Origin of the sequence: Microbispora sp. H10949 (assembly GCF_014161435.1) — a bacterium.
GTDB lineage: Bacteria > Actinomycetota > Actinomycetes > Streptosporangiales > Streptosporangiaceae > Microbispora > Microbispora triticiradicis.
Window position 1 is genome coordinate 212910 of record NZ_JABBWZ010000012.1, and the last position, 19284, is coordinate 232193.

The 19284-nt window shown below is 71.1% G+C and carries 20 protein-coding genes; 12 read left to right on the forward strand and 8 right to left on the reverse strand.

All coding sequences use genetic code 11. The features are described from left to right. The first annotated feature begins 61 nt into the window (after positions 1-61). The 5 genes from HHX40_RS29190 to HHX40_RS29210 all read left to right on the forward strand — a co-directional run bounded on the left by HHX40_RS29190 (position 62) and on the right by HHX40_RS29210 (position 5850). Positions 62-1123 (forward strand): hypothetical protein, encoded by a 1062-nt coding sequence (locus tag HHX40_RS29190; protein WP_220499703.1) that lies wholly within the window; start codon positions 62-64, stop codon positions 1121-1123. After that, a complete protein-coding gene (locus HHX40_RS29195; protein ID WP_182883143.1) occupies positions 1120-2217 on the forward strand; it encodes a SagB/ThcOx family dehydrogenase in 1098 nt (365 codons plus the stop codon). The genes HHX40_RS29190 and HHX40_RS29195 overlap by 4 nt, the downstream gene beginning before the upstream one ends. A 91-nt stretch (positions 2218-2308) precedes the next feature. Next, positions 2309-2635: an MFS transporter gene (locus HHX40_RS29200; RefSeq protein ID WP_182883144.1), complete on the forward strand. Its 327-nt coding sequence runs from the start codon at positions 2309-2311 to the stop codon at positions 2633-2635. After that, a complete protein-coding gene (locus tag HHX40_RS29205) occupies positions 2632-2973 on the forward strand; it encodes an MFS transporter (RefSeq protein ID WP_182883145.1) in 342 nt (113 codons plus the stop codon). Before HHX40_RS29200 ends, HHX40_RS29205 begins: the two co-directional genes overlap by 4 nt. Positions 2974-3177: 204 nt before the next feature. Further along, complete coding sequence (locus HHX40_RS29210) at positions 3178-5850, forward strand: helix-turn-helix transcriptional regulator (protein ID WP_220499704.1); 2673 nt, start codon at positions 3178-3180, stop codon at positions 5848-5850. 148 nt (positions 5851-5998) lie between these two features. Here HHX40_RS29210 and HHX40_RS29215 read toward each other — a convergent pair whose 3' ends face one another. The 3 genes from HHX40_RS29215 to HHX40_RS29225 form a co-directional block, all read right to left on the reverse strand. After that, positions 5999-6415 (reverse strand): MerR family transcriptional regulator, encoded by a 417-nt coding sequence (locus HHX40_RS29215; protein WP_182883146.1) that lies wholly within the window; start codon positions 6413-6415, stop codon positions 5999-6001. A gap of 120 nt (positions 6416-6535) precedes the next feature. After that, positions 6536-7192 carry a response regulator gene (locus HHX40_RS29220; protein WP_182883147.1) on the reverse strand — a complete coding sequence of 219 codons (657 nt, stop codon included), beginning with the start codon at positions 7190-7192 and terminating at the stop codon, positions 6536-6538. Next, entirely contained in the window at positions 7189-8340 is a 1152-nt protein-coding gene (locus HHX40_RS29225) for a sensor histidine kinase (RefSeq protein WP_182883148.1), read from the reverse strand. Before HHX40_RS29225 ends, HHX40_RS29220 begins: the two co-directional genes overlap by 4 nt. Positions 8341-8564: 224 nt before the next feature. On the opposite strand from HHX40_RS29225, the gene HHX40_RS29230 reads away from it, so the two are divergent. After that, a complete protein-coding gene (locus tag HHX40_RS29230; protein WP_182883149.1) occupies positions 8565-9251 on the forward strand; it encodes a hypothetical protein in 687 nt (228 codons plus the stop codon). 79 nt (positions 9252-9330) lie between these two features. On the opposite strand, the gene HHX40_RS29235 is transcribed toward HHX40_RS29230, so the two are convergent. Next, positions 9331-11187 (reverse strand): serine hydrolase domain-containing protein, encoded by a 1857-nt coding sequence (locus tag HHX40_RS29235; RefSeq protein WP_182883150.1) that lies wholly within the window; start codon positions 11185-11187, stop codon positions 9331-9333. Positions 11188-11353: 166 nt separating this feature from the next. On the opposite strand from HHX40_RS29235, the gene HHX40_RS29240 reads away from it, so the two are divergent. Both HHX40_RS29240 and HHX40_RS29245 read left to right on the forward strand, forming a co-directional pair. Further along, a complete protein-coding gene (locus tag HHX40_RS29240) occupies positions 11354-12502 on the forward strand; it encodes a sensor histidine kinase (RefSeq protein WP_182883151.1) in 1149 nt (382 codons plus the stop codon). After that, positions 12480-13133, forward strand: coding sequence for a response regulator transcription factor (locus tag HHX40_RS29245; RefSeq protein ID WP_182883152.1), 654 nt, complete (start codon positions 12480-12482; stop codon positions 13131-13133). The genes HHX40_RS29240 and HHX40_RS29245 overlap by 23 nt, the downstream gene beginning before the upstream one ends. On the opposite strand, the gene HHX40_RS29250 is transcribed toward HHX40_RS29245, so the two are convergent. Then, positions 13109-13930: a GNAT family N-acetyltransferase gene (locus HHX40_RS29250; RefSeq protein ID WP_182883153.1), complete on the reverse strand. Its 822-nt coding sequence runs from the start codon at positions 13928-13930 to the stop codon at positions 13109-13111. The genes HHX40_RS29245 and HHX40_RS29250 overlap by 25 nt on opposite strands. 220 nt (positions 13931-14150) lie before the next feature. On the opposite strand from HHX40_RS29250, the gene HHX40_RS29255 reads away from it, so the two are divergent. After that, positions 14151-15131, forward strand: a complete 981-nt coding sequence (locus HHX40_RS29255; protein ID WP_182883154.1) for a MerR family transcriptional regulator — start codon at positions 14151-14153, stop codon at positions 15129-15131. Here HHX40_RS29255 and HHX40_RS29260 read toward each other — a convergent pair. Next, positions 15097-15678, reverse strand: coding sequence for a hypothetical protein (locus HHX40_RS29260; protein WP_182883155.1), 582 nt, complete (start codon positions 15676-15678; stop codon positions 15097-15099). The genes HHX40_RS29255 and HHX40_RS29260 overlap by 35 nt on opposite strands. Positions 15679-15804: 126 nt before the next feature. After that, positions 15805-15954 carry a hypothetical protein gene (locus tag HHX40_RS29265; protein WP_182883156.1) on the reverse strand — a complete coding sequence of 50 codons (150 nt, stop codon included), beginning with the start codon at positions 15952-15954 and terminating at the stop codon, positions 15805-15807. A gap of 296 nt (positions 15955-16250) precedes the next feature. Here HHX40_RS29265 and HHX40_RS29270 point away from each other — a divergent pair, with 296 nt between their 5' ends. Beyond that, a complete protein-coding gene (locus HHX40_RS29270; protein ID WP_182883157.1) occupies positions 16251-16691 on the forward strand; it encodes a MarR family winged helix-turn-helix transcriptional regulator in 441 nt (146 codons plus the stop codon). An 83-nt stretch (positions 16692-16774) separates the two neighbouring features. Continuing rightward, positions 16775-17665: an NmrA family NAD(P)-binding protein gene (locus HHX40_RS29275; RefSeq protein WP_182883158.1), complete on the forward strand. Its 891-nt coding sequence runs from the start codon at positions 16775-16777 to the stop codon at positions 17663-17665. Positions 17666-17714: 49 nt separating this feature from the next. On the opposite strand, the gene HHX40_RS29280 is transcribed toward HHX40_RS29275, so the two are convergent. Beyond that, positions 17715-18434: a DUF2306 domain-containing protein gene (locus HHX40_RS29280; RefSeq protein ID WP_182883159.1), complete on the reverse strand. Its 720-nt coding sequence runs from the start codon at positions 18432-18434 to the stop codon at positions 17715-17717. A gap of 100 nt (positions 18435-18534) precedes the next feature. On the opposite strand from HHX40_RS29280, the gene HHX40_RS29285 reads away from it, so the two are divergent. Next, positions 18535-19275, forward strand: coding sequence for a TetR/AcrR family transcriptional regulator (locus HHX40_RS29285; protein WP_182883160.1), 741 nt, complete (start codon positions 18535-18537; stop codon positions 19273-19275). Positions 19276-19284: the final 9 nt, after the last annotated feature.

The following is a 19284-nucleotide window of genomic DNA, read 5'->3' on the forward strand; positions in this document are numbered from 1 at the left end:
ATCCGGGCGGGTGGGTCGGCGGGATCCCCGCCGACCCACCCGCGTTTGGCGAACGGAGCCGATGATGGCGAAACCCGGCGTTCCCCTCCTGTTGAGAAGGCAGACGTTCAAGGCCGAACTGTCCGCACGGTCCCTCGATTTCCAGTCGCTCGTGGGCCGGCCCGCACGATATGACGACGGCTGCATGCCGTGCGTCATGATCATCACGCGTGCCGACGACCGCGAGGCCGACTACATCTCCCTGCGTCTGGCGGCGGCGGGGATACCCCTGCTGAGAATCGACAGCGACCGTTGCGCGGGAGCCGAGCTGGTCTGGGACGTCTTCCGCGGGATCGTGAGCGTGGGAGGTGAACAGTTCCGGCCCAGGGTCTTCTGGTCGCGGTACTTCTCGGCGAGTTCCATCGACGCCCCAGCCCCGGACGGAATCGCTCACTATGTGCGGGAGCAGTGGGGCGCGTGGGCGGAAAGCATGCAGCCGCCCATGGACGTCGTCATGGTCAACCGCCTGACCGGACGGTGGCAGCCGAGCCGGATAGCGCAACTCGCGGCGGCGCGGAAAGCGGGACTGCGGGTCCCCGCCAGCGTGGTCACCACGTGTCCGGGCCTCGCACCGGATCTGATCCCGGGATCTGGTGATCTGGTGATGAAGAGCCTGGGCGAGCATCTGATCGAGGAGACTCCCGGCAATGCGATCGGGTTGTTCCCCCGGAGAGTGAGCCGGGCCGAGTTGTCGGACGACCGGACGGTGGAGTCCGCCCCGGTGTTGGTCCAGGAGTTCGTGCCGTCCAGCGGGGAGCTGCGGATCAATTGGGCCGACGGTGAGTTCGTCGCTTTTCGTCTGGACAAGCGGTCCATGGATGTCGAACGGCTGGACGTCTCCGAGGTGTCGATCGAGCGGGTCCCGATGCCGCCCGAGCTGACCGGGCCGCTCACCCTGCTCTGCGAGCAGTGGAATCTACAGCTGGCGGCTTTCGACCTTCTCGACACACCGTGGGGATATGTGTTCCTCGAGGTGAATCCCGCGTTCGACTGGTTGTGGCTGGAAAATCACGTCGAGGGAAGGCCCGTCTCTTCGGCCGTGTGCGATTTCCTGATCAACGCCTTCGAGGAGGTCTCGTCATGAGGGTGCGGGTCGCCGAGCACGCGGTGCTCTACTGGGACGACGGGAGGTTGGTCTGGGACGACTACCTCCATCAGCAGCAGTTCGCCCTGACCGAGGACAGCTCGCGTGTACTGTGGTGGTTCGGGAAGTGGCGCGAGCTGCGCAGCATCGAACGGTTCGACGCCGCGCTCGTCCCGATCGCGGAGCGGCTGCTGGAGGCCGGCCTCCTCATCGCCGAGGGCTCCGACCGGCATGAGCGGCAGAACGAGCTCAAGAAGCGGTGGGGAGTGTGGGGGCCACCGGCCGCGTACTACCATTTCGCGACTCGTGCACGGTCCGGCAGCAGGATCCTGACCGCCGGAGAGGACAAGGCCAGAACTCGTGAGAAGGTCGGCGCCTCTCCCGCCCCGCCGCCGTTCAAGCCGACCGCCGGCCGGCCGCTGATCGCGCTCCGCAAGCAGCGGCCGAGTGATGCCGGCTGGCCCCGCCCGCGCCTGATGGACGCCCTGTGGACACGGCGCTCGACACGGGCCTATCTCGACAAGCCCGTCGCTCTCGACGACCTGGCGGGCATCCTGACAGCCGCCGGCGGCATCATCGCCTTCCGCGACGATCCGGAGTTCGGCCACAACGTCTTCAAGGCCAGCCCTTCGGCCGGGGCACGTGACCCCATCGAGATCTACCTGTACGCGGGCAACGTGGAGGGTGGTCTCGAACCGGCGATATACCACTTCTCGCCATCGGCCCACGGGGTGACGCGGATGGGGGACGCGCCTTCCCCCGAGAGGCTGGTGTCGGCGCTGGGCGGCCAGGCCTGGCTGGCCGCGGCTCCCGTACTGCTCATCTACACGGCGATGATCGAGCGAAGCCAGTGGCGCTACGAGGCCGCTCGTGCCTACCGGGACATCTCGCTCGGGCTCGGTCACGTCAGCCAGACCGTGCTGCTGACCGCGACGGCCATGGGCCTGGGCGCCGTCTTCGCCACGGCCGTCCGCGACGAGGAACTCGAAGAGCTTGTCGGCTGTGACCATATGTCCGAGATAGTGCTCGGCGTCACCGCACTCGGCCATCCCCGCGGTCCGACGCCGTCGATCCCCGACGACACGGCTCTGTGACCGGCAGGTCCTCCGGGAAAGGGCCGCGCGGGGTGAGCCGCGGAGCACGGCCACGCGTACGCAGGGCCGGCCGGCCCGGGGGAATCCGAGCATGGACCTGATGCCGAGGCTGCCGCGATCCGCCTGGATGACGCTCGTCTCACACGCCTTGTCCGCGGTGGGCACCGGCATGACCATGCCCTTCCTGATCGTTCATCTCCACGACGTGCGCGGGATCGCCATCGGAACAGCCGGGCTGGCGGCGGCCACGGTGGGCGTCGGCGCCCTGACGACCAACCTCGCGGGAGGTATGGCGATCGACCGTTTCGGCGCGCGTGCCGCCCTGATCGGCGGATGGTCGGTCGCCGCGGCCGGGACAGCGTTCATCGCCGTACCGCCGCCCGCGGAACCGTCCCGGCCCCGCCCGGCACCGGCTTGACGATCGCCGCCTGCGTCCTCGCGGCCGTGATGGTCGGAATCGGCGAGACCATGCTGTCCCCGGCCCTTCTGCCTATGATCAACGATCTCGCCCCCGAGCTCCTGTCCGGCCGCTACAACGCCGCGACGTCCCTTGCCTTCACGGTCGGATTCACCCTCGGGCCCGCGCTGGCCGGGTTGATGCTCCAGCACGGTCTGGGCGCTCATCTGATCACCGGATCGATCGTCATGTCCGGCCTGGCCGCGATCCTCGCTCACCGGCTGGCCCTCCGGCTGCCCGCATCCGCGAACAGGATGACGCAGGCTCCGCCCGCCACACCCCAGGTGTCCGCGCTGTAGGGAACCTCAACCCGCCCGGCCCGCCGTGCTGTGTGCCCGCGGTCGTCACAAACGGCATCACTACCGATGTGCGGTTTTTCGCACCTTCCCCTCCCCCGCCATCGGCTCCCGTCGGACAATCAGGAGGCGTCTCCGGCCGGCCCCGCCGACGCGGCCGGCTCCCGTACGACGCGCCCGATTGTCCAGCGGAAGGAGAAAGCTGCGGTGTCGACGGCTGAGATGGTGCCGAGACGATGGTCCTTGGTAGGCCGTGAACCGGAGCGGAAGGCGTTCACGACGGTCCTTGATGAAACCGGTTACAACGGGTTCCTCCTCTTCGGGGAGCCCGGCGTCGGCAAGACACGGCTGGCGGAGGAATGCCTCGCCGTCGCCGTCGGCCGGGGACACGCCGTGGGTCGCGCGGTCGCGACCGGCGCGGCGGCCCAGATCCCCCTCGGGGCGATAGCCCATCTGCTGCCGGACGGCGTGGACCTGTCGGATCCCGTCGCGGGCTTCGCGACGGCGGTCCGGCTCATGTCGCGGGCCTACAGCGCGACGGCCCGCCTCGTCCTGTTCATCGATGACCTGCACCTGCTCGACACCGCCTCGGCCCTGCTGCTGCGCCAGCTCATGGAGACCGGCGCCGTCTTCCTGGTGGGCACGGTGCGCTCCGACGCCTCGTCCGAAGAGAGCGTCGTGACGCTCGGGCGGGGCGATGCCGTCCATCACGCCGACCTCGCGCCGCTGACCTGGCGGGAGGTGCACGAGCTCCTCCAGTGCGCCCTGGCCGGGCACGTCCACCGCGAGACCGTCGACCGATTACACGCCGCGAGCGGGGGCAATCCGCTCTATCTGAGCGAGCTGGTACGCGGTGCGCTGGCCGAAGGCCGGCTGACGAACGATGGGGAGATCTGGCAGCTGCCCACCACCGAGCTCCTTCCGGTCACCCGCCGCCTCACCGATCTGATCCGCCACCGGCTCGCGACGGTGGCGCCGTGCGGCCGTCGCCTCCTCGACGTCCTCGCGCTGTGCGGCCCGGTGTCCGTGGCCGACCTGGAAAGCGACCCCGGCACCGACGCCCTCGACGAGCTGGAGCGAGCCGAACTCGTCACCGTCGTACGGGAGGGACGGCGCACGTACGCCCGCCTGGCACACCCTCTCTACGCGGAGGTGCTGCCCGCGGGCATCACCGAGGGGTGGCGCCGGGAGATCCTGCGCGAGCAGGCGAACAGGCTGGAACGGACCGGCTCGCGCCGCCGGGAGGACGCCATGCGCCTGGCCTCCTACCGGCTCGCCGGCACCGGCACCGCCGATCCGGCCCTCCTCCTTCAGGCCGCCCGGCTCGCCGCGTACGGCGACGACCATGCCCGCGCGCTCGTCTTCCTCCGGGCGATTCCCGAGCAGGCCCTCACCTTCCCGGCGCTGCTCCTGCTCGGCCGTACATTGTCGGAAGCGGGCCGGCCGCAGGAGGCCGAGGAGGTGCTGTGCCGGGCCGACAGGTGTGCCGCCACAGAGAGCCGCGCGCTCGCGGTGGCGCTGGCGCGCACCCACAATCTCATCTGGTGCCGCGGTGCGAGCCGCGAGGAGGCCGTCGCCGCGAACGACGCGGCGCGCGACCGCGTCACGAGCGCCGCCGGGCTGTGGGCGCTGCGGGTGAACGAAGCCAACATGCTCTCCAGCCTGGGCCACCACACCGAGAGCCTCGGCCTGCTCGACGGCATGCCTGACGGGGAGCCGCCGCCGGAAGACATCGCGGGCGTGGCGGCCTGGACGGCCGCCGCCGCGACGAGGTCCAGCGCGCTGTCCTTTCTCGGCCGGAGTGAGGAGGCGGTGCGGTGGGCCGAACGCGCCGTGGCCCTGTGCGCCAGGGCGAGGGCGGAGGGCAGAAGCCGCAGCCCGCAGGAGGCGGCCGCGCGGTCCGCCCTCGTCCTGGCCCTGACCGAGAGCGGGCGCCTGGAGGAGGCACGCGTCACCGCGGAGCGCGCCTACACCGATCCGGGTGCGGCGCCGACCGGGTGGCAGCGTACACTCCTGGTCTTTCCACTCGCCCGCAACGCCTTGATGGCCGGCCGTCCCGCCTCGGCGCGTCGGTGGTACGCGGAAATCGCGCGCGACACCCGCCCCCAGGCAGTGGTCATCCGTCCGCTCGCCCTCGCCGGGCTCGCCGCGGCCGCGGCCCTGCAGGGTGACGTGCGCGCGGCGGAGGCCGCCCTCGCCGAGCACGCCGGCCTCGCGGCGCCGGTGCACGTGCCCGAGGAACGGCTCGGCGAGGCGTGGACGCACGTCGCGCGGGGAGACCGGGAGGCGGCCAGGACGGTGCTCAGGGCGGCGGCGACCGAGGCCCGCGAGCGGGGGCAGTTCTCCTCCGAGACCGTGCTCCTTACGGACCTCGCGCGGCTCGGCGTCGCGGCGGAGGCGGCGGGCCGGCTCGCGGAGCTCGCGAGAACCGGAGGGCCCTTCACCGCCGCCCGGGCACGGCTGGCGACCGCGCTGGCCACTGGTGACCAGGGCGGCTTGACAGCAGTGGCTGGAGACCTGGACCGGATGGGGGCGAGCCTGCTCGCGGCGGAGGCGGCGAGCGCCGCGGCGGAGCTGTGGCGCCGTTCCGGCAACCCCAGGCAGGCCTCCGCCGCGGCCGCGCGGGCGGCCGCCAGCGCGGCCCTGTGCGAGGGCGCGCGCACGCCCATGCTCCAGGCGGCCGACGCGGCCGTACCGCTCACCGCCAGGGAAAGGGAGGTCGCGATCCTGGCCTCCGAGGGGATGCCGAGCAAGGACATCGCGGCCAAGCTGACGATCTCCGTCAGGACCGTGGACAACCACCTGCAGCGCGTCTACGCGAAGCTGGGCGTCTCGAACCGCCGGGAACTGGCCGGCTGGCTCCGCCGCACGACGGCCTGACCCCGGAAGGGGATTCCGCTGTGGGACTGCCGGGGCGGAGCCCCCGCCAGGGGTTTCGGGGCGGGAGTCCCAATGAGGGCAGTCCGAGCGGAGCCGCGAATCCGGCCACGGGCCACACCCCGACGAGTGCGGTCCACAGTCCGGTGGATCAGGCCCTCGCCGGCGCTCCGGCCGGCGGGATACGGGCCGCGATCTGCTCGCGGGCGTGCGGGCAGTCCGCGAACCTGTGCGGGCAGGCGAGGGCGTGCTCGATCAGATCCTTGGCCGCGCGCGCCCGCGCGATGCTCTGCTCCAGTTCGACGACGTGGCGGCGCAACAGGTCCCGGTGGTCCATCGGATCAGGAGCGGACAGCACGGCGCTCAGCTCACGCAGCCCGAGGCCGGCCTCCTTACCCATCAATATCAGCGCCACTCGCACCAGCGCGTCCTGCCCGTAGCGGCGCTGACCGCCGGCACGCCGAGCGGGTTCGATCAGGCCCATGCTCTCCCAGTGCCGCAGCACATGCGTGGCCAGGCCGAACCGCTCTGCCAGCTCCCCTATGGTCAGTTCCTCACTCGACTCCATGCGTACATTAACCGGCACCGTCGGCCGCCTGCTCAAGCAAACGATCGCGGTCACCCGCGTGGGGGGCGGACCCTGTGGTGCGGCCCGGCAACGCCTACGCGTTCACCAGCGCGTGGATCCTCAGTCCTCGCCGGGACGGATGAGTCCGCTCTCGTACGCGAAGGCGATGGCCTGTGCGCGGTCGCGCAGCCCGAGCTTGTCCAGCACCCTGCCCAGATGCGTCTTCACGGTGGTCTCCCCGAGGTAGAGCCGAGCGGCGATCTCCGAGTTCGACAGTCCGCGGCCGACGAGGGCGAACACCTCGGCCTCCCGGCCGGTGAGCCGGTCCAGCGCCGAGTGCCGGGGCTGCGGCGCCGGCGCCCTCGTGTACCTGTCGATCACCGACGGGACCACCGCCGGATCGAGCAGACCGCGCCCGGCGGCCACCTCGCGCAGCGCCTCCAGCAACTGCTCGGGGGGCGACACCTTGAGCAGGAAGCCCGCGACCCCGGCGCGGAGCGCCCCGTCCACGATGGCCTCCTCGTCCAGTGTGGTCAGCACCAGCACCTTGATCTCGGGATGCGCCGCAGTGATCGCGCGGGCGGCCGCGATGCCGTCGAGGCCGGGCATGCGGGCGTCCATGAGCACCACGTCGGGTCCGATCGTCGCGGCCATCCGCACCGCCTCGTCGCCGTCGGCCGCCTCTCCGACGACGTCCATGTCCGGCTCCTCGGAGATCAGCATGCGCAGGCCGGCCCGCATGATCGCCTCGTCGTCGGCCAGCAGCACCCGGATCATCGTGTCCCCTCCGCGAGCGGGAAGCGCGCGTACACCTCGAAGCCGCCCTCGGCACGCGGCCCGGCCCGCAACTCCCCACCGAACATGCCCACCCGTTCGCGCATCCCCACCAGGCCGTGCCCGCCGCCGGGCCCCGGTCCGAGCGCGGTGGCGCCCCGCCCGTCGTCCACCACCCGGACGCTGACTCCGGCCGGCTCGTATGTCACGGTCACCGTCGCGACCGCCGCCTCCGCGTGGCGCAACACGTTCGTCAACGCCTCCTGAACGATCCGGTACGCGGACATGTCAACACCAAGCGGCAACGAGGCCGGCGTACCGGACACCGTGGACGTGGCCTGGAGCCCTGCCGAACGCACCTCATTCACGAGGTCGTCGATCCTCCGCAGAGACGGAGGCGGAGCCAGCCGGTCGGCCTCGTCGGGACGCAGGAGGTGGACCACCCGGCGCAACTCGGTGACGGAACGCCGGCCGAGCTCCTCCACCTGCGACAGCGCGTCGTGCTCGACCGGCCGGTCGGCCAACCGGCGCCGTACCACCCCTGCCTGCATGGTCATCACGCTGACCGTGTGCGCCACCGCGTCGTGCAGCTCGCGGGAGATCCGGGCACGTTCCTCGGCCACCGCCGCCCGCGCCCGCGCCTCCCGCTCGGCGGCCAGCTCCGCGGCGAGCGCGGCCAACTGGCGAGAGCGCGACTGCTCCCGCCGCAGCAACGTGCCGAGAACCCAGGCGGCCCCGACCAGCGCGCCGAAGAAGACGAACTCCCAAGGCCCTTCGCCACCCCAGACCAGCGCGACCGCCGGAACCACGGCGGCACACACCGACGCGGTGAGGGAAAGACGAGGTTCGGCCCGGTAGGCCGCGTGAACCACGAGCACCAGTTCGGCGATGAGCTGGGCCCCGCCCACTCCTTCCGCACCGGTCAGGATCGCGTACGGGAAGGACAGCATCGCCACGGACATCGCGGTGATCGGATAACGCGCCGCGAGCGGAAAGCAGATCACCAGCACCAGGCCGAGCCCGGCGGTGGTGAGCCGGTCATCGGCGCCGCGCGGGTCGCCGTACACCTCGACCAACGCGAGGACGGCGAACAACGCACCCGCCACGGTGCCCGCGAGCAGCCGTCTCCGGCGGCTCCATGGTGTTCCCACGCCCGCTCCCCTCGTCGTCGGCACACCGACGGTAACGAAAGGGGCCGACCCTCGGATCAGACGTGAGAAGGACGGCAGAAGGCCGCGGGTCGTCTCCGGAGAGGACCCGGCAGCCGACGGGGTGACCTGGGATCGCATCCGGGACGGCCCGCTAGGCCGATCCGGCCGGCAGGTGCGCGCTCATAGCGTTACGGCAGCTCAAGAGACAGCCGAAAGGACACCCCATGGACGCCACGTCCGCCGCCTCCGCTCCACTGCGCCGCCTCGCCGGCCTCGCGCTCGTACTCGCCCCCGTCCTGATGTTCGGCGGCATGCTCACCTCACCGCCGCAGGAGGATGACTCCTCCGCAGGGTATCTGGCCTCGTTGGCCGCCGACCACGGGCTGTCGCTGCTGTCGGCGAACCTGCTCCACTACGCCTGGGCGCTCATCGCGCTCGGCGTACCGGCGACCCTGACGCTGCTCCGCGGCCCGAGGGGCCGGAAACTGACGGCCACCGGCGTGGCACTGTCCATGTTCGGCGCCATCCAGATGTCCGGCATGCTGCTTTCCGACTGGTTCACCGCCACCATGCCGAACGTGGTGCCGCTCGCCGACGCGGTGAAGGTGTTCGACACCGTCACGGCCGACCCGACCCTCGCCGTGTGGCGACTCACCGGAATCCTGTGCGGCGTCGCCATGCTCCCGCTGCTTCTGGCCGGGCTCGCCCGAGCGGGAGTGGTCGGCTGGTGGACAGTGCCGGTGATCCTGCTGCCGTTCGTGGCAGCCGCGACGCTACCCCCGGTCGTGGGGGCTGTGGCGGCCCTGGCCTGCTACGCGCCGCTGGTGCTTGTGGGGGTGCGGCTCCTGCGCCGCTCAGCCCGGGACGTGGTCCGGGCCGAGGCACTGGCCGCGCCGGCCCCGGCCGCTTGACTGAGACGAGGAGCCGGCGCCGCCCAGGCGCCGGCTCCTCATGTATCACCTGCTACAGCTCCGTTCCGCATACTGGTGATCACAGGTGCCAGCCGAGCAGGTTCCAGTGCAGGCAGAACCAGAGGAGGGCGAGCAGCCCCGCCAGCACGACCACCTGGTGGCCGCGGGCCAGGACGCCCACGCCCCGCCAGGCCCTCACGGTGGTGGCGAGCGCGGCGACGGTGAGGGCGAGGACCAGCAGCGGCAGCACCAGGAGGACCTGGACGTTGGCCGGCACGCCGTACAGGATGCTCGTGTCGCCGGTCAGGACCAGCGTGAACAGCACCACGAACACCAGTCCGACCGCGGCGGCGAGCCCGGTCAGGACACGCCCGGCACGCCAGACACGCGGAACGGGACGCTTCTTGGCCCGGCGGACCACAGCGGCCACCGGCAGGCCGAGCACGGCGGTCAGGGCGGTGACGGCGAACAGCAGGACGATGACGACGTTGACCGGCGGGCTGTCCCACCAGGGGACGCGTTGGTAGGCGGGGCCGTCCGTGGCCACGTACGCGACACCGCTCGCGCCGGTCACCAGCGCCAGCCGCTGCGTGCCGCCGTCCTGCTGATACAGCCCGGGCCGCAGCGAGCTCCACGTCGAGCCCCTGAAGGTGAGCTTCCCGCCCTCCACCCGCAGCCGGGTGGAACCGGTCAGGGCGACCACCTTCTCGATGCTGGACTCGGCGGACCGGGTGAGCTTGTAGAAGCCCTCGACAGGCACGACGGAAGCACCGCCGTCGGGCACGGCGCGCTTTCCGGGCAGGAAGCGGTCGAAGAAGGCAGGAATGATCTTGGTCATGGCGTCGGCCCCGTCCAGACTGTTCGTGGAGACGAACAGGCCGAGGTCGGCGTCGGGCACCAGCAGCAACGCGCTCTGGAAGCCCTCCCAGCCGCCGTCGTGCATGATCACGCGATGCCCGTTGAGCGTCTGCTCCTTGAACCCGTGGGCGTACCCGTCGACGCGCGGATCGGCCGCGAACGTCCGCCGGTGCATGAGCTGCGCCGTCGGCTCGTCGAGGATGCGCCGGCCGCCGAAGCGTCCGTCCAGCAGGTGGGCGATCATGAAGTGGGCCATGTCGTTCGCGGTGGCACTGATCGACCCGTCGGGGGCGAGGTTGTCGAAGACGAACGGCTTGCGCCGATACGCCCCGCCCTCGTAGTCGTAGCTGCGCGCCAGATCCGTGGCCAAGGGGGCGGGGACGGGCTCGGCGGCCGTGCTGTGCCGCATCGCGAGCGGGGCGAGGATGTGGTCGCGCACGTACTCGTCATACGGCTGCCCGCTCACCCGCGACACGATGTATCCGGCCAGCGCCGCCCCATAGTTCGAGTACGACGACACCTCGCCGGGCGGGCGCACCCGCGCGGGCATGTTGTCGGCGAGATAGTCCGCCAGGGGCGGCACGTCGTCCTTGCTCCGCGACCCCACACCGATCGTGCGGTCCTCGAACCCGGCCGTGTGGTCCATCAGGTCCTGCAGCGTGATCGGCCGGGGGTAGGTCGCGGGGATCCGGAACGCGGTGAGGTAGCGGTTCACGTCCGCCTTCAGGTCCAGCTTGCCCCGCTGAACCTGCTGCATCACGGCGGTCCAGGTGAACAGCTTGGTGATCGAGGCGATCCGGACCATCGAGGTGTCCGGGTCGAAGGGCCTGCGGTTCTCTACGTCGGCCAGTCCGTACCCCTTGCTGAAGAGCGTCTTCCCACCGCCCACCACCGAGACGACCGCGCCCGGCACGTGGTCGGCGGCCAGCCCGTCCGCCATCGCGGCGTCGAAGAAGTCCGCCAGCGCGCGTCCGTCCGGAAGATCGGTGGCTGCCGCGGCAGGAGGGGCGACGCTGGGCGGCACGAGGATCGTCATCGCCGCGCACACCGCGACGAGCATCGAACGGAAGAGATACACGGGACGGCTCCTGACCTTGTCGAGGCCATCCACGATGCGGCCGGCGAGGGTCCGGCCACATCGCCATCGCGGCCACGGGCGTCTCCGACGAAAGTCGGAGACGCCCGGCGTACGGCATCGACGCCGGTATGAGGTGGCGCGCCGCCGCCCTGGCTACGCTGAAGCGATGCTGTCGTACCGCGCGGCGCTGCGGCGGGTGGCCGCGCTCGGGCCACACGCGATCGGCGCGGCCTCCGTGGCGCTCTCCCTGTTCCTCACCGTCCTGGCGGTCAAGACGCCGTGGGCGCCGCTGCCACGACCCGTCATCGCCGCCGCCGGGCTGGCGGGCACGGGTGCGGTGTGGTTCCGGGGCCGGTGGCCGGTCGCGGTGGCCGTCGCCGGGGCGGGCGCGTACGTGCTGTCGGGCAATCCGGGCCCGCTGCTGATCAGCCTGTTCTCCGGCGCGGGCACGCGTTTCCTGGCTATGGCGGCGATCGGCATGGCGGGGTTCCTGGCCCAGCAGTGGGTGGACGGCGGCACGTTGGGCACGGACGCGCTGATCTCGGCGGTGACCGCCACCGGGGTCACGCTGACGGCAGGGGCGTACGCCACCACCCGCCGCGAGCTGACCCGATCGCTCCGCGAGCGCGCCGAACGCGCCGAGACCGAGCAGCGTCTGCGCAACGAGCAGGCGAGGTCCGCTGAGCGCGGCCGGATCGCCCGGGAGATGCACGACGTGCTCGCGCACAAGGTGACGCTCATCTCGCTGCACGCCGGCGGCCTGGAGGTGAACGCGAGCGCGGGGCCGGAGCGCGTCGAGCGGGAGGCGGCGCTGATCAGGGTCAGCGCGCAGGAGGCGCTCGAAGAGCTGCGCAAGATCCTTGGCGTGCTGCGCGCCGGGCCCGACGACGACGACGGCTTCCCCGACCTGCGGCGGCTGGTGGACTCCTGGGTATCGGCCGGCGGGACCGTCACCCTGCACGGCGATATCGGCACGTGGCCACCGGAAACGGCCAGGGCCGCGCATCGCCTCGTCCAGGAGGGGCTGACAAATGCACACAAGCACGCCCGCGGGGCCCCGGTGACGGTCACGGCGACCGGGAACAGGGAAGACGGCGTCACGATCGCGGTCACGAACGGACGATCGGCCCAGCCGAGTGTGGAGACCGGCGCCGGGGTCGGTCTGGAGGGCCTGGCGGAGCGTTTCCGGCTGATCGGCGGAACGGTGCGCGGCGGGCCGGACGATGCGGGAGGCTGGCGTCTTGAGGGCCGGCTGCCGTGGCACGCCGCGGACGCGTTCCCAAGGGAATCACATGATCAGGACACTGCTGGTTGACGACGAGTCGCTGATCCGCGCGGGACTGCGGTTCATCATCGAGTCCGCGCCCGACGTGGAGGTCGTGGGCGAGGCCGAGGACGGCGACCAGGCCGTCGACGCGGTCCGCCGCCTGGGGCCCGACGTCGTCCTGATGGACGTCAGGATGCCCCGGTACGACGGCCTGGCCGCCACGGGGGCCATCCGCCGGCTCGCCCGGCCACCCGCGGTGATCATCTTGACCACGTTCGACAGCGACGAGCACGTCTTCACCGCCCTGGAGGCGGGAGCGTGCGGGTTCCTGCTCAAGGACACCTCGCCGCACGACCTGATCCGGGCGATACGTCTCGCGCACGGCGGCGACTCGATGCTGTCCCCGCGGGTCACTCGGCGGCTGATCCACCGGCTCACCACCGACCAGCCCATCCGGCGCCGCCGTGACGCGCTCGCCCGGCTGGAGACCCTGACCGGCCGCGAGCGCGAGGTGCTCACCGAGGTCGGGCTCGGCCACTCCAACACCGAGATCGCAGCCCGTCTGAACATGAGCGAGGCCACGGTCAAGAGCCACATCTCCCACCTGTTCGACAAGCTCGCCGTCACGAACCGCGTACAGGTGGCGATCGCCGCCTACCGCGCCGGCCTGGTCGACTGATCCGGCCCAGTCCCCGTAGTTCCTGCGGAAGCGCCGCGTGCGATGGCGTACTCGGTGAACCGGCCGCAGGTATCGAATCCGAGGCGGCGGTAGACGGGCTCACCGTCCGGAGAAGCCTGCAGGACCGCGGTGCGACAGCCCTCGTCGTACGCGACGTGCAAGGTGGCCAGGGTGATGGCGCCGCCGTAGCCGCGCCGGCGGTCCGTCGCGAGGGTCGCGATGTTGTAGATTCCGGCGACTCCCCCGTGGAAGAAGACCTCGGCCGAGCAGACCGGGCGGCCGCTCACGTAGCCGACCAGATACCGGGCAGGGCAGCCGGGCGCGAGGGCCCACTCGGCGGCGTCGGTGAAGAACCGGCGCACCGTCGCGGCCGGCGGGTCCCAGTTCGCGGCCAGGACCATCGCGTAGTCGGCGAGCCGCTCCGGAGTCGTCACCAGGCGGATGTCCAGGTCATCGGCGTGCGGCTGCGGCAGGGCGGCATGCAGGTCCTTCCACATGCCCGTCTCGGCCTCGGCCGCCCGCAGACCGGCTCTCTTCAGGAGCGAGGCGAGGTTCGGTGGTGTGGAGGCGGGGCCGACCCACCAGGAGAAGGGGCGACCGGTCGCGGCCAGCGCACGGACGGTCTCCTCCACCCGCGCGGGGGCGGTGTCCGCGGTGAAACGCGCCGCCGCGACGATGTTGAACGTGTCGTCGTCGAGCCCGCTGTCGGCGATCAGGAGGTCGTCCGTCTCCGTGACAGTCGAGCGATCCATGCGACGGTGCAGGTGGCAGGCATGCTCGGCAAGGTTCTGCTCCATCCTGACCAGCAGATCAGGATCGCCGGAAACCTGTCGTTCCACCTCATTCATGCAGATCATCACATCATGCCGGTTTGTGGCTCGGGCGCTGTTTCCACGCCGCGATCGGGTGACGAATGTCCGGGCCGCCCGTCCACGCCGACGGACGATGCTGCTGTTCGGCATTCGCTCGCGAGCGTGGATCTGCCCCGAAAAGCGGCTGATGAGCCAGGCTGGACGTGTGAAGGACGAAGGGCTCTACACGATCGGCCAAGTGGCGCGGCTCACCGGGGTGCCGGTGCCGACGGTCCGGTACTACTCCGACGAAGGGCTGGTACCTCCAGCCGGTCGGTCGGCCGGCGGCTACCGGCTCTACGATCACGACGCCCTGGACCGGCTGGAACTCGTCCGTACGCTGCGAGATCTCGGCGTCGAGATCGCGACGATCACACGGGTGCTCGCCGACACGCAGACTCTGGCCGAGGTCGCCGACGGGCAGATCGCGGCCATGGAGGGCCAGATCCAGACCTTGCGGGTACGCCAGGCGGTGTTGCGCTACGTCACCACCCGCCGTACCGGCACGGCCGGAATCGCCCACGTGAACCGGCTCGCCCGGCTACCGGCGGAGCGGCGCCGGCAGCTGGTGGCCGACCTCGTGGCCGAAGCGACGCGCGGGCTCGACATGGAGCCCGCGTTCGCCGCGCACCTGCGCTCGATGCTGCCCGACCTGCCCGACGACCCATCGGCCGAGCAGCTCGACGCGTGGCTGGAGCTGGCGCACCTGGTCGGCGACCCTCACTTCCGGGAGAGCGTACGCGAGGCGTTCGAGCGGCACGCGACGGACCGCTCCTCCGGCGCCGAGCACGGCGACCACGAGAGCTGGGCGCGGGCCGAGCAGGCCGCGCTGGACCTCGTCGGCCGCGCCCTGGCGGACGGGATTGCGCCGGTCTCCGCCCTGGCCCGGCCCATCGTGAACGAGCTGGTCGCCGTCTTCGCCCAGGCCCACCGGCGGTCCGACGACGCCGGGTTCCGGCTCTGGCTCGCCGAGCGGATCCGCATCGGGGCCGACCCTCGGGTCTCCCGATACTGGCAACTACTGGCCATGATCAACGGTACGCCCCCGAAACCCGATCCGGTCCCTGCGGCCCGCTGGTTCCTCGCCGCACTCGACCCCGCGTACCCGGCCTCTAGGGAACGGGATGGTGCCGGAGCGCCTGGGTGAACCAGTCGAACGCCGGCGCCAGGCTCGGCGGCACCGGCCAGCCGTTGATCGTGTGCAGCAGGGCGAAGTACCGCTCCGTACGGGGATCATCGGCGATCTCCAGCCGAGTCAGCAGCTTCCGGCGGTATTCGGCACTATCGGGATGGCCGAATGTCGCGGTGTATCCGGCGATCAACTCCACCAGCACCGTTCGCGCCTCCTGCGAACCCGGCTCGACCCCGTCCGCCTGCGCCTGCCGCACCCGTTCCCGGACCAGTTCGGTCACCTCGTGATGCAGACCGGTCTGATCCCCGGCCGCCCTCTCGGCCGCCTGATGCTCGGCCATCCTGCGGACCCTGGCCCTGAAGTCGGCGTCGCGGACCAGCTCGGAGAGCTCCGCCCAGGCGCCCAGCTGCTCAGGGCTGGGATCGGCGGGCATCTCGGGCACCACCGTACGCAGCATGGCGACGAAGTCCGGGTTGGCGTCCAGATCACCGAAAGTCTCGTCGATGAAGTCGTTGATGAGGCGCTTGCCATCCTCAGCGGACGGCGTCACGTATCGCGGCATGGAATGCGCTCTCCCGGAGTCGGATCGGATGGGTCGCGGACGGCGGAAACGAACAACGCGCCGCCCACGGCATCGATCCTGGAGTCTCCGGTTACTTGAGACTCAAGTGCCGTTCCGGACAAAGGCTCAGCCCACATCGTGAGCGGCGAGGAACTCCGTCGGTTCGCCGGCGTGCACGTTGCGGCCGGCCGCGATGATGACGAGGACGGCGCCGGGCATCCGCTCGACCATCTCGGCGATCAGGTGCCGGAAATCTGGCTGTCCCGGCCGGTTCACTTGGGGCAATAAATCATCGCGGTGGGCCCTCGCCGGCCACTCGAACTCACGCAGGCGGCCTCGACGTGACGGTGCTATCGGCTGATCTTGTCGACGTGAACGACCTGTATCCGCTCGTGACCCGCCGTCAGGGCGCTCAGGTGCGGCACGTCGGATCTGACGATCATGACAGGACCCGCTTGAGCCAATGCCGTAGCCGCGACCATGGCAGAGGTGTGCATCTCCTGGTGAGCGGCGTGGTCTGCCGGCCTGCGACGAGTAGGCTGATCGTTCGTCATTAGACCGGGGAGGTCGGCGTGGACTATGGCGACAAGCTCTTCTGGCTCTCGGTTGTGATTCAACGCAAGTACGCGCAGATCTGCGCCGAGTTCGACCTGACCCCCTCGCAGGCCACGCTGCTCTGCGCAGTCAGGAACGAGCCGCGGCAGATGGCTGACCTCGCCGCGTCGTTGGGTATGACCAAGAACGCATTGAGCCAGCTGGTCGATCGCACCGCGCGGCGCGAGTTGGTCGGCCGGGCAAGCTCGGCGCAGGACCGACGGGTCGTCATGCTCAGTGCGACGCCCACGGGGAAGGTGCTCGCCGAGGCCGTTTACGCCGAGGTCGCCAAGCGCCTGCCCGAGATCGCCAGGAACCTCGACGCCGACGACCAGCGCGACTTCGAGCGCGTGGCCACCGCCATCGTGGACACCTCGGACCTCTCTTCGCCCACCTCGAACAGACCAATCACACCGTGAGGTCCCGCTACACCCGCACCTTGACGATGTTCATGCCATGAACTAATTTCGTTCATGCCATGAACTAATGAAGGGTGGCAGCGATGAATGCACAGACGACCGGCACGATCGCAGTCTTCGGCGCGACGGGGCAACAGGGCGGGGCGGTGGTCGACGCGCTGCTGGACCACAAGGCGCGGGTGCGGGCTTTGGTCCGCAACCCGCAGTCCGACCGGGCTCAGGCGCTGGCCGCCCGCGGCGTCGAGCTGGCGGCCATCCGGGCCGACGACCCGGCGTCGCTGGCCGCCGCGCTGGCGACGGTCCAGGGGTTCTACTTCATGACCCCGGAGGCGAACAGCCTCGAAGAGGTCGAGGCGGAGATCCGCATCGGTACCGCGCTCGTCGACGCGGCGGTCGAGGCGGGCGTCCCGCACGTCGTGTTCAACTCGGTCTTCGGAGCGGACCGGGAGTCGGGTGTGCCGCACCACGACTCGAAGCACTCGATCGAGGAGCATCTGAGGAAGTCCGGCCTCAGGGCCGCGATGGTTCGCGCGACCGCCTTCATGGAGAACTTCGCGAGCGTGATGGCACCGAGCCTGGAGCATGGGGAGATCGTGCTGAGGCTGCCGCTGCCGGAGGACGTCGCCCTGAAGATGATCTCGGTCAGGGACATCGGCCGGGTCGCCGCCGCGCTCCTGCTCGACACCGCGGAGGCGCCCGGCGGAGCCGTCGAGCTCGTCGGCGACGAGCTGACGGGCCCCCAGATCGCCGCGGCGTTCGGCGCGCGCGCCGGGCTCCCGGCACGGTACGAGGCCCTCCCGTTGAGCGTGCTTCCCAACGACCTCGACAAGGCGATGTTCCGCGAGTTCGCGAAGGCGGCGGAATACCCTTCGGACCTCGCGGTGGTGCGCTCGATCGAGCCGGCCACCCTGGACCTGGTCGAGTGGATCCGAGCTACCGGCTGGACCGCGCCCACAAACGTGGCTGGTTCCTGAGCCTCCGGCGGCGGTCGTTCCGGGGCCGGGCCGAGACCGGCCTCAGGAATCAGATCGCGAGGGCGGTGCGGCGGCCGCGGCGGGCCACCTCGCGCTCCAGGTACCACTCCACGGCCAGCAGCGGGATCGTCCAGCCGAGCCAGCCGGACAGGCCGGAGATCGTCCACGCCATCAGATCGGGGTCGCCGCGGAAGACGGTGTCCTGCAGCGGGGACAGGGTGATGATAAGGATCACGGTCCACACCCGGTTGGTGATGATGGAGTAGGTCAGCACGGCGCTGCGCAGCATCCAGCGCCGGTGGTCGGCGTACCGGCGGGCGCGGGCGGCGCGCCAGCCCGCCAGGGTGAAGGCGAGCCACAGCAGGGCGAGGAGCACGTCGCTGACCGCGAGGAACAGCCCGAACGGGGAACGCGCCCCGATGACCAGACCGGTCAGCCCGGCGGGCAACACCCCGGCGAACACGTAGACCCGCCCGGCGCGCCGGTGCCACACCCGGTGCCGCCGCCGGAACCACGGCCACACCTGGAAGAACGCGGTGACCATGGCAACCGAGGCGAACAGCACGTGCGCGACGAGCAGCGGGTAGTGCAGGCCGAACCCCTGTGGCTGCGGCACCCGGGACAGCGACGGGTCCCCGGTCAGGTACGGCGGCAGCGAGAACGCGAGGAACCCGGCCGTGACCAGGGCGAGCGGCACCGTCCAGCGGCGCCGCCACCACGGACGCCGGTGGGCCGATACCGGCGGAGGACTGTCGATCGTCGTGTGCATGACGGCTCCAAGAGGGCGGTCGAGGATGCGTATCCCATACGCTTAATGCGTATCATATACGCAATGCGTAGGCCGTACGCAAAGTGCTAAGCTCACTGGAATGCCGGACGACATCGGGAACGAGCTGCCGCACGCGCTGAACGTGCTGTGGGGGCGGGCCAAACCGAAGGGGCGGGGACGCACGCCCGCGCTCAGCCTGGAGCGGATCGTGGCGGCGGCCATCGCCCTCGCCGACGAGGAGGGCCTGGCCGCGCTGTCCATGGCCCGGCTCGCCGAACGGCTCGGCTGCGCGCCCATGTCGCTGTACCGGCACGTGACCGGCAAGGACGACCTGCAGCTGTTCATGCTGGCCGCCGCGCCCGGCACGCCGCCGGAGTTCGACACCGCGCCGGCCGACTGGCGCGGCTCACTCACCCGGTGGGCCGTCGAGCTGTTCGGCGTCTACCTGCGGCATCCGTGGATCGCCCAGCTGACGAACTCCCCGCCGATGGACCCCGGCCAGCTCGCCTGGCTCGACGCCGCGCTGCGCTCCCTCGGCGGCACGCCGCTGGACCCGCGGGCCCGGTTCTCGGTGGTCATGCTGGTGCTGCACTACGTGCGCGGCGCCGCCCAGCTCCTGACGTCCATCCCCGCCGAACCAGAGGAAGGGGCCGACCGGGCGTACGCCGCCCTGCTCACCGAGCTCGCCGACCCCGGCCGGTTCCCGGCGCTGGCCCGCGCCGTCGAGGCCGGGGTGTTCGACCCCCAAGCGGGGGCCGCTCCGGACGACGACTTCCGCGCCGGCCTTGACCACCTGCTCGACGGGGTGGGAGTGGCGATCGAACGCGCCGCCGGGGCCTGAGCCGGGTCA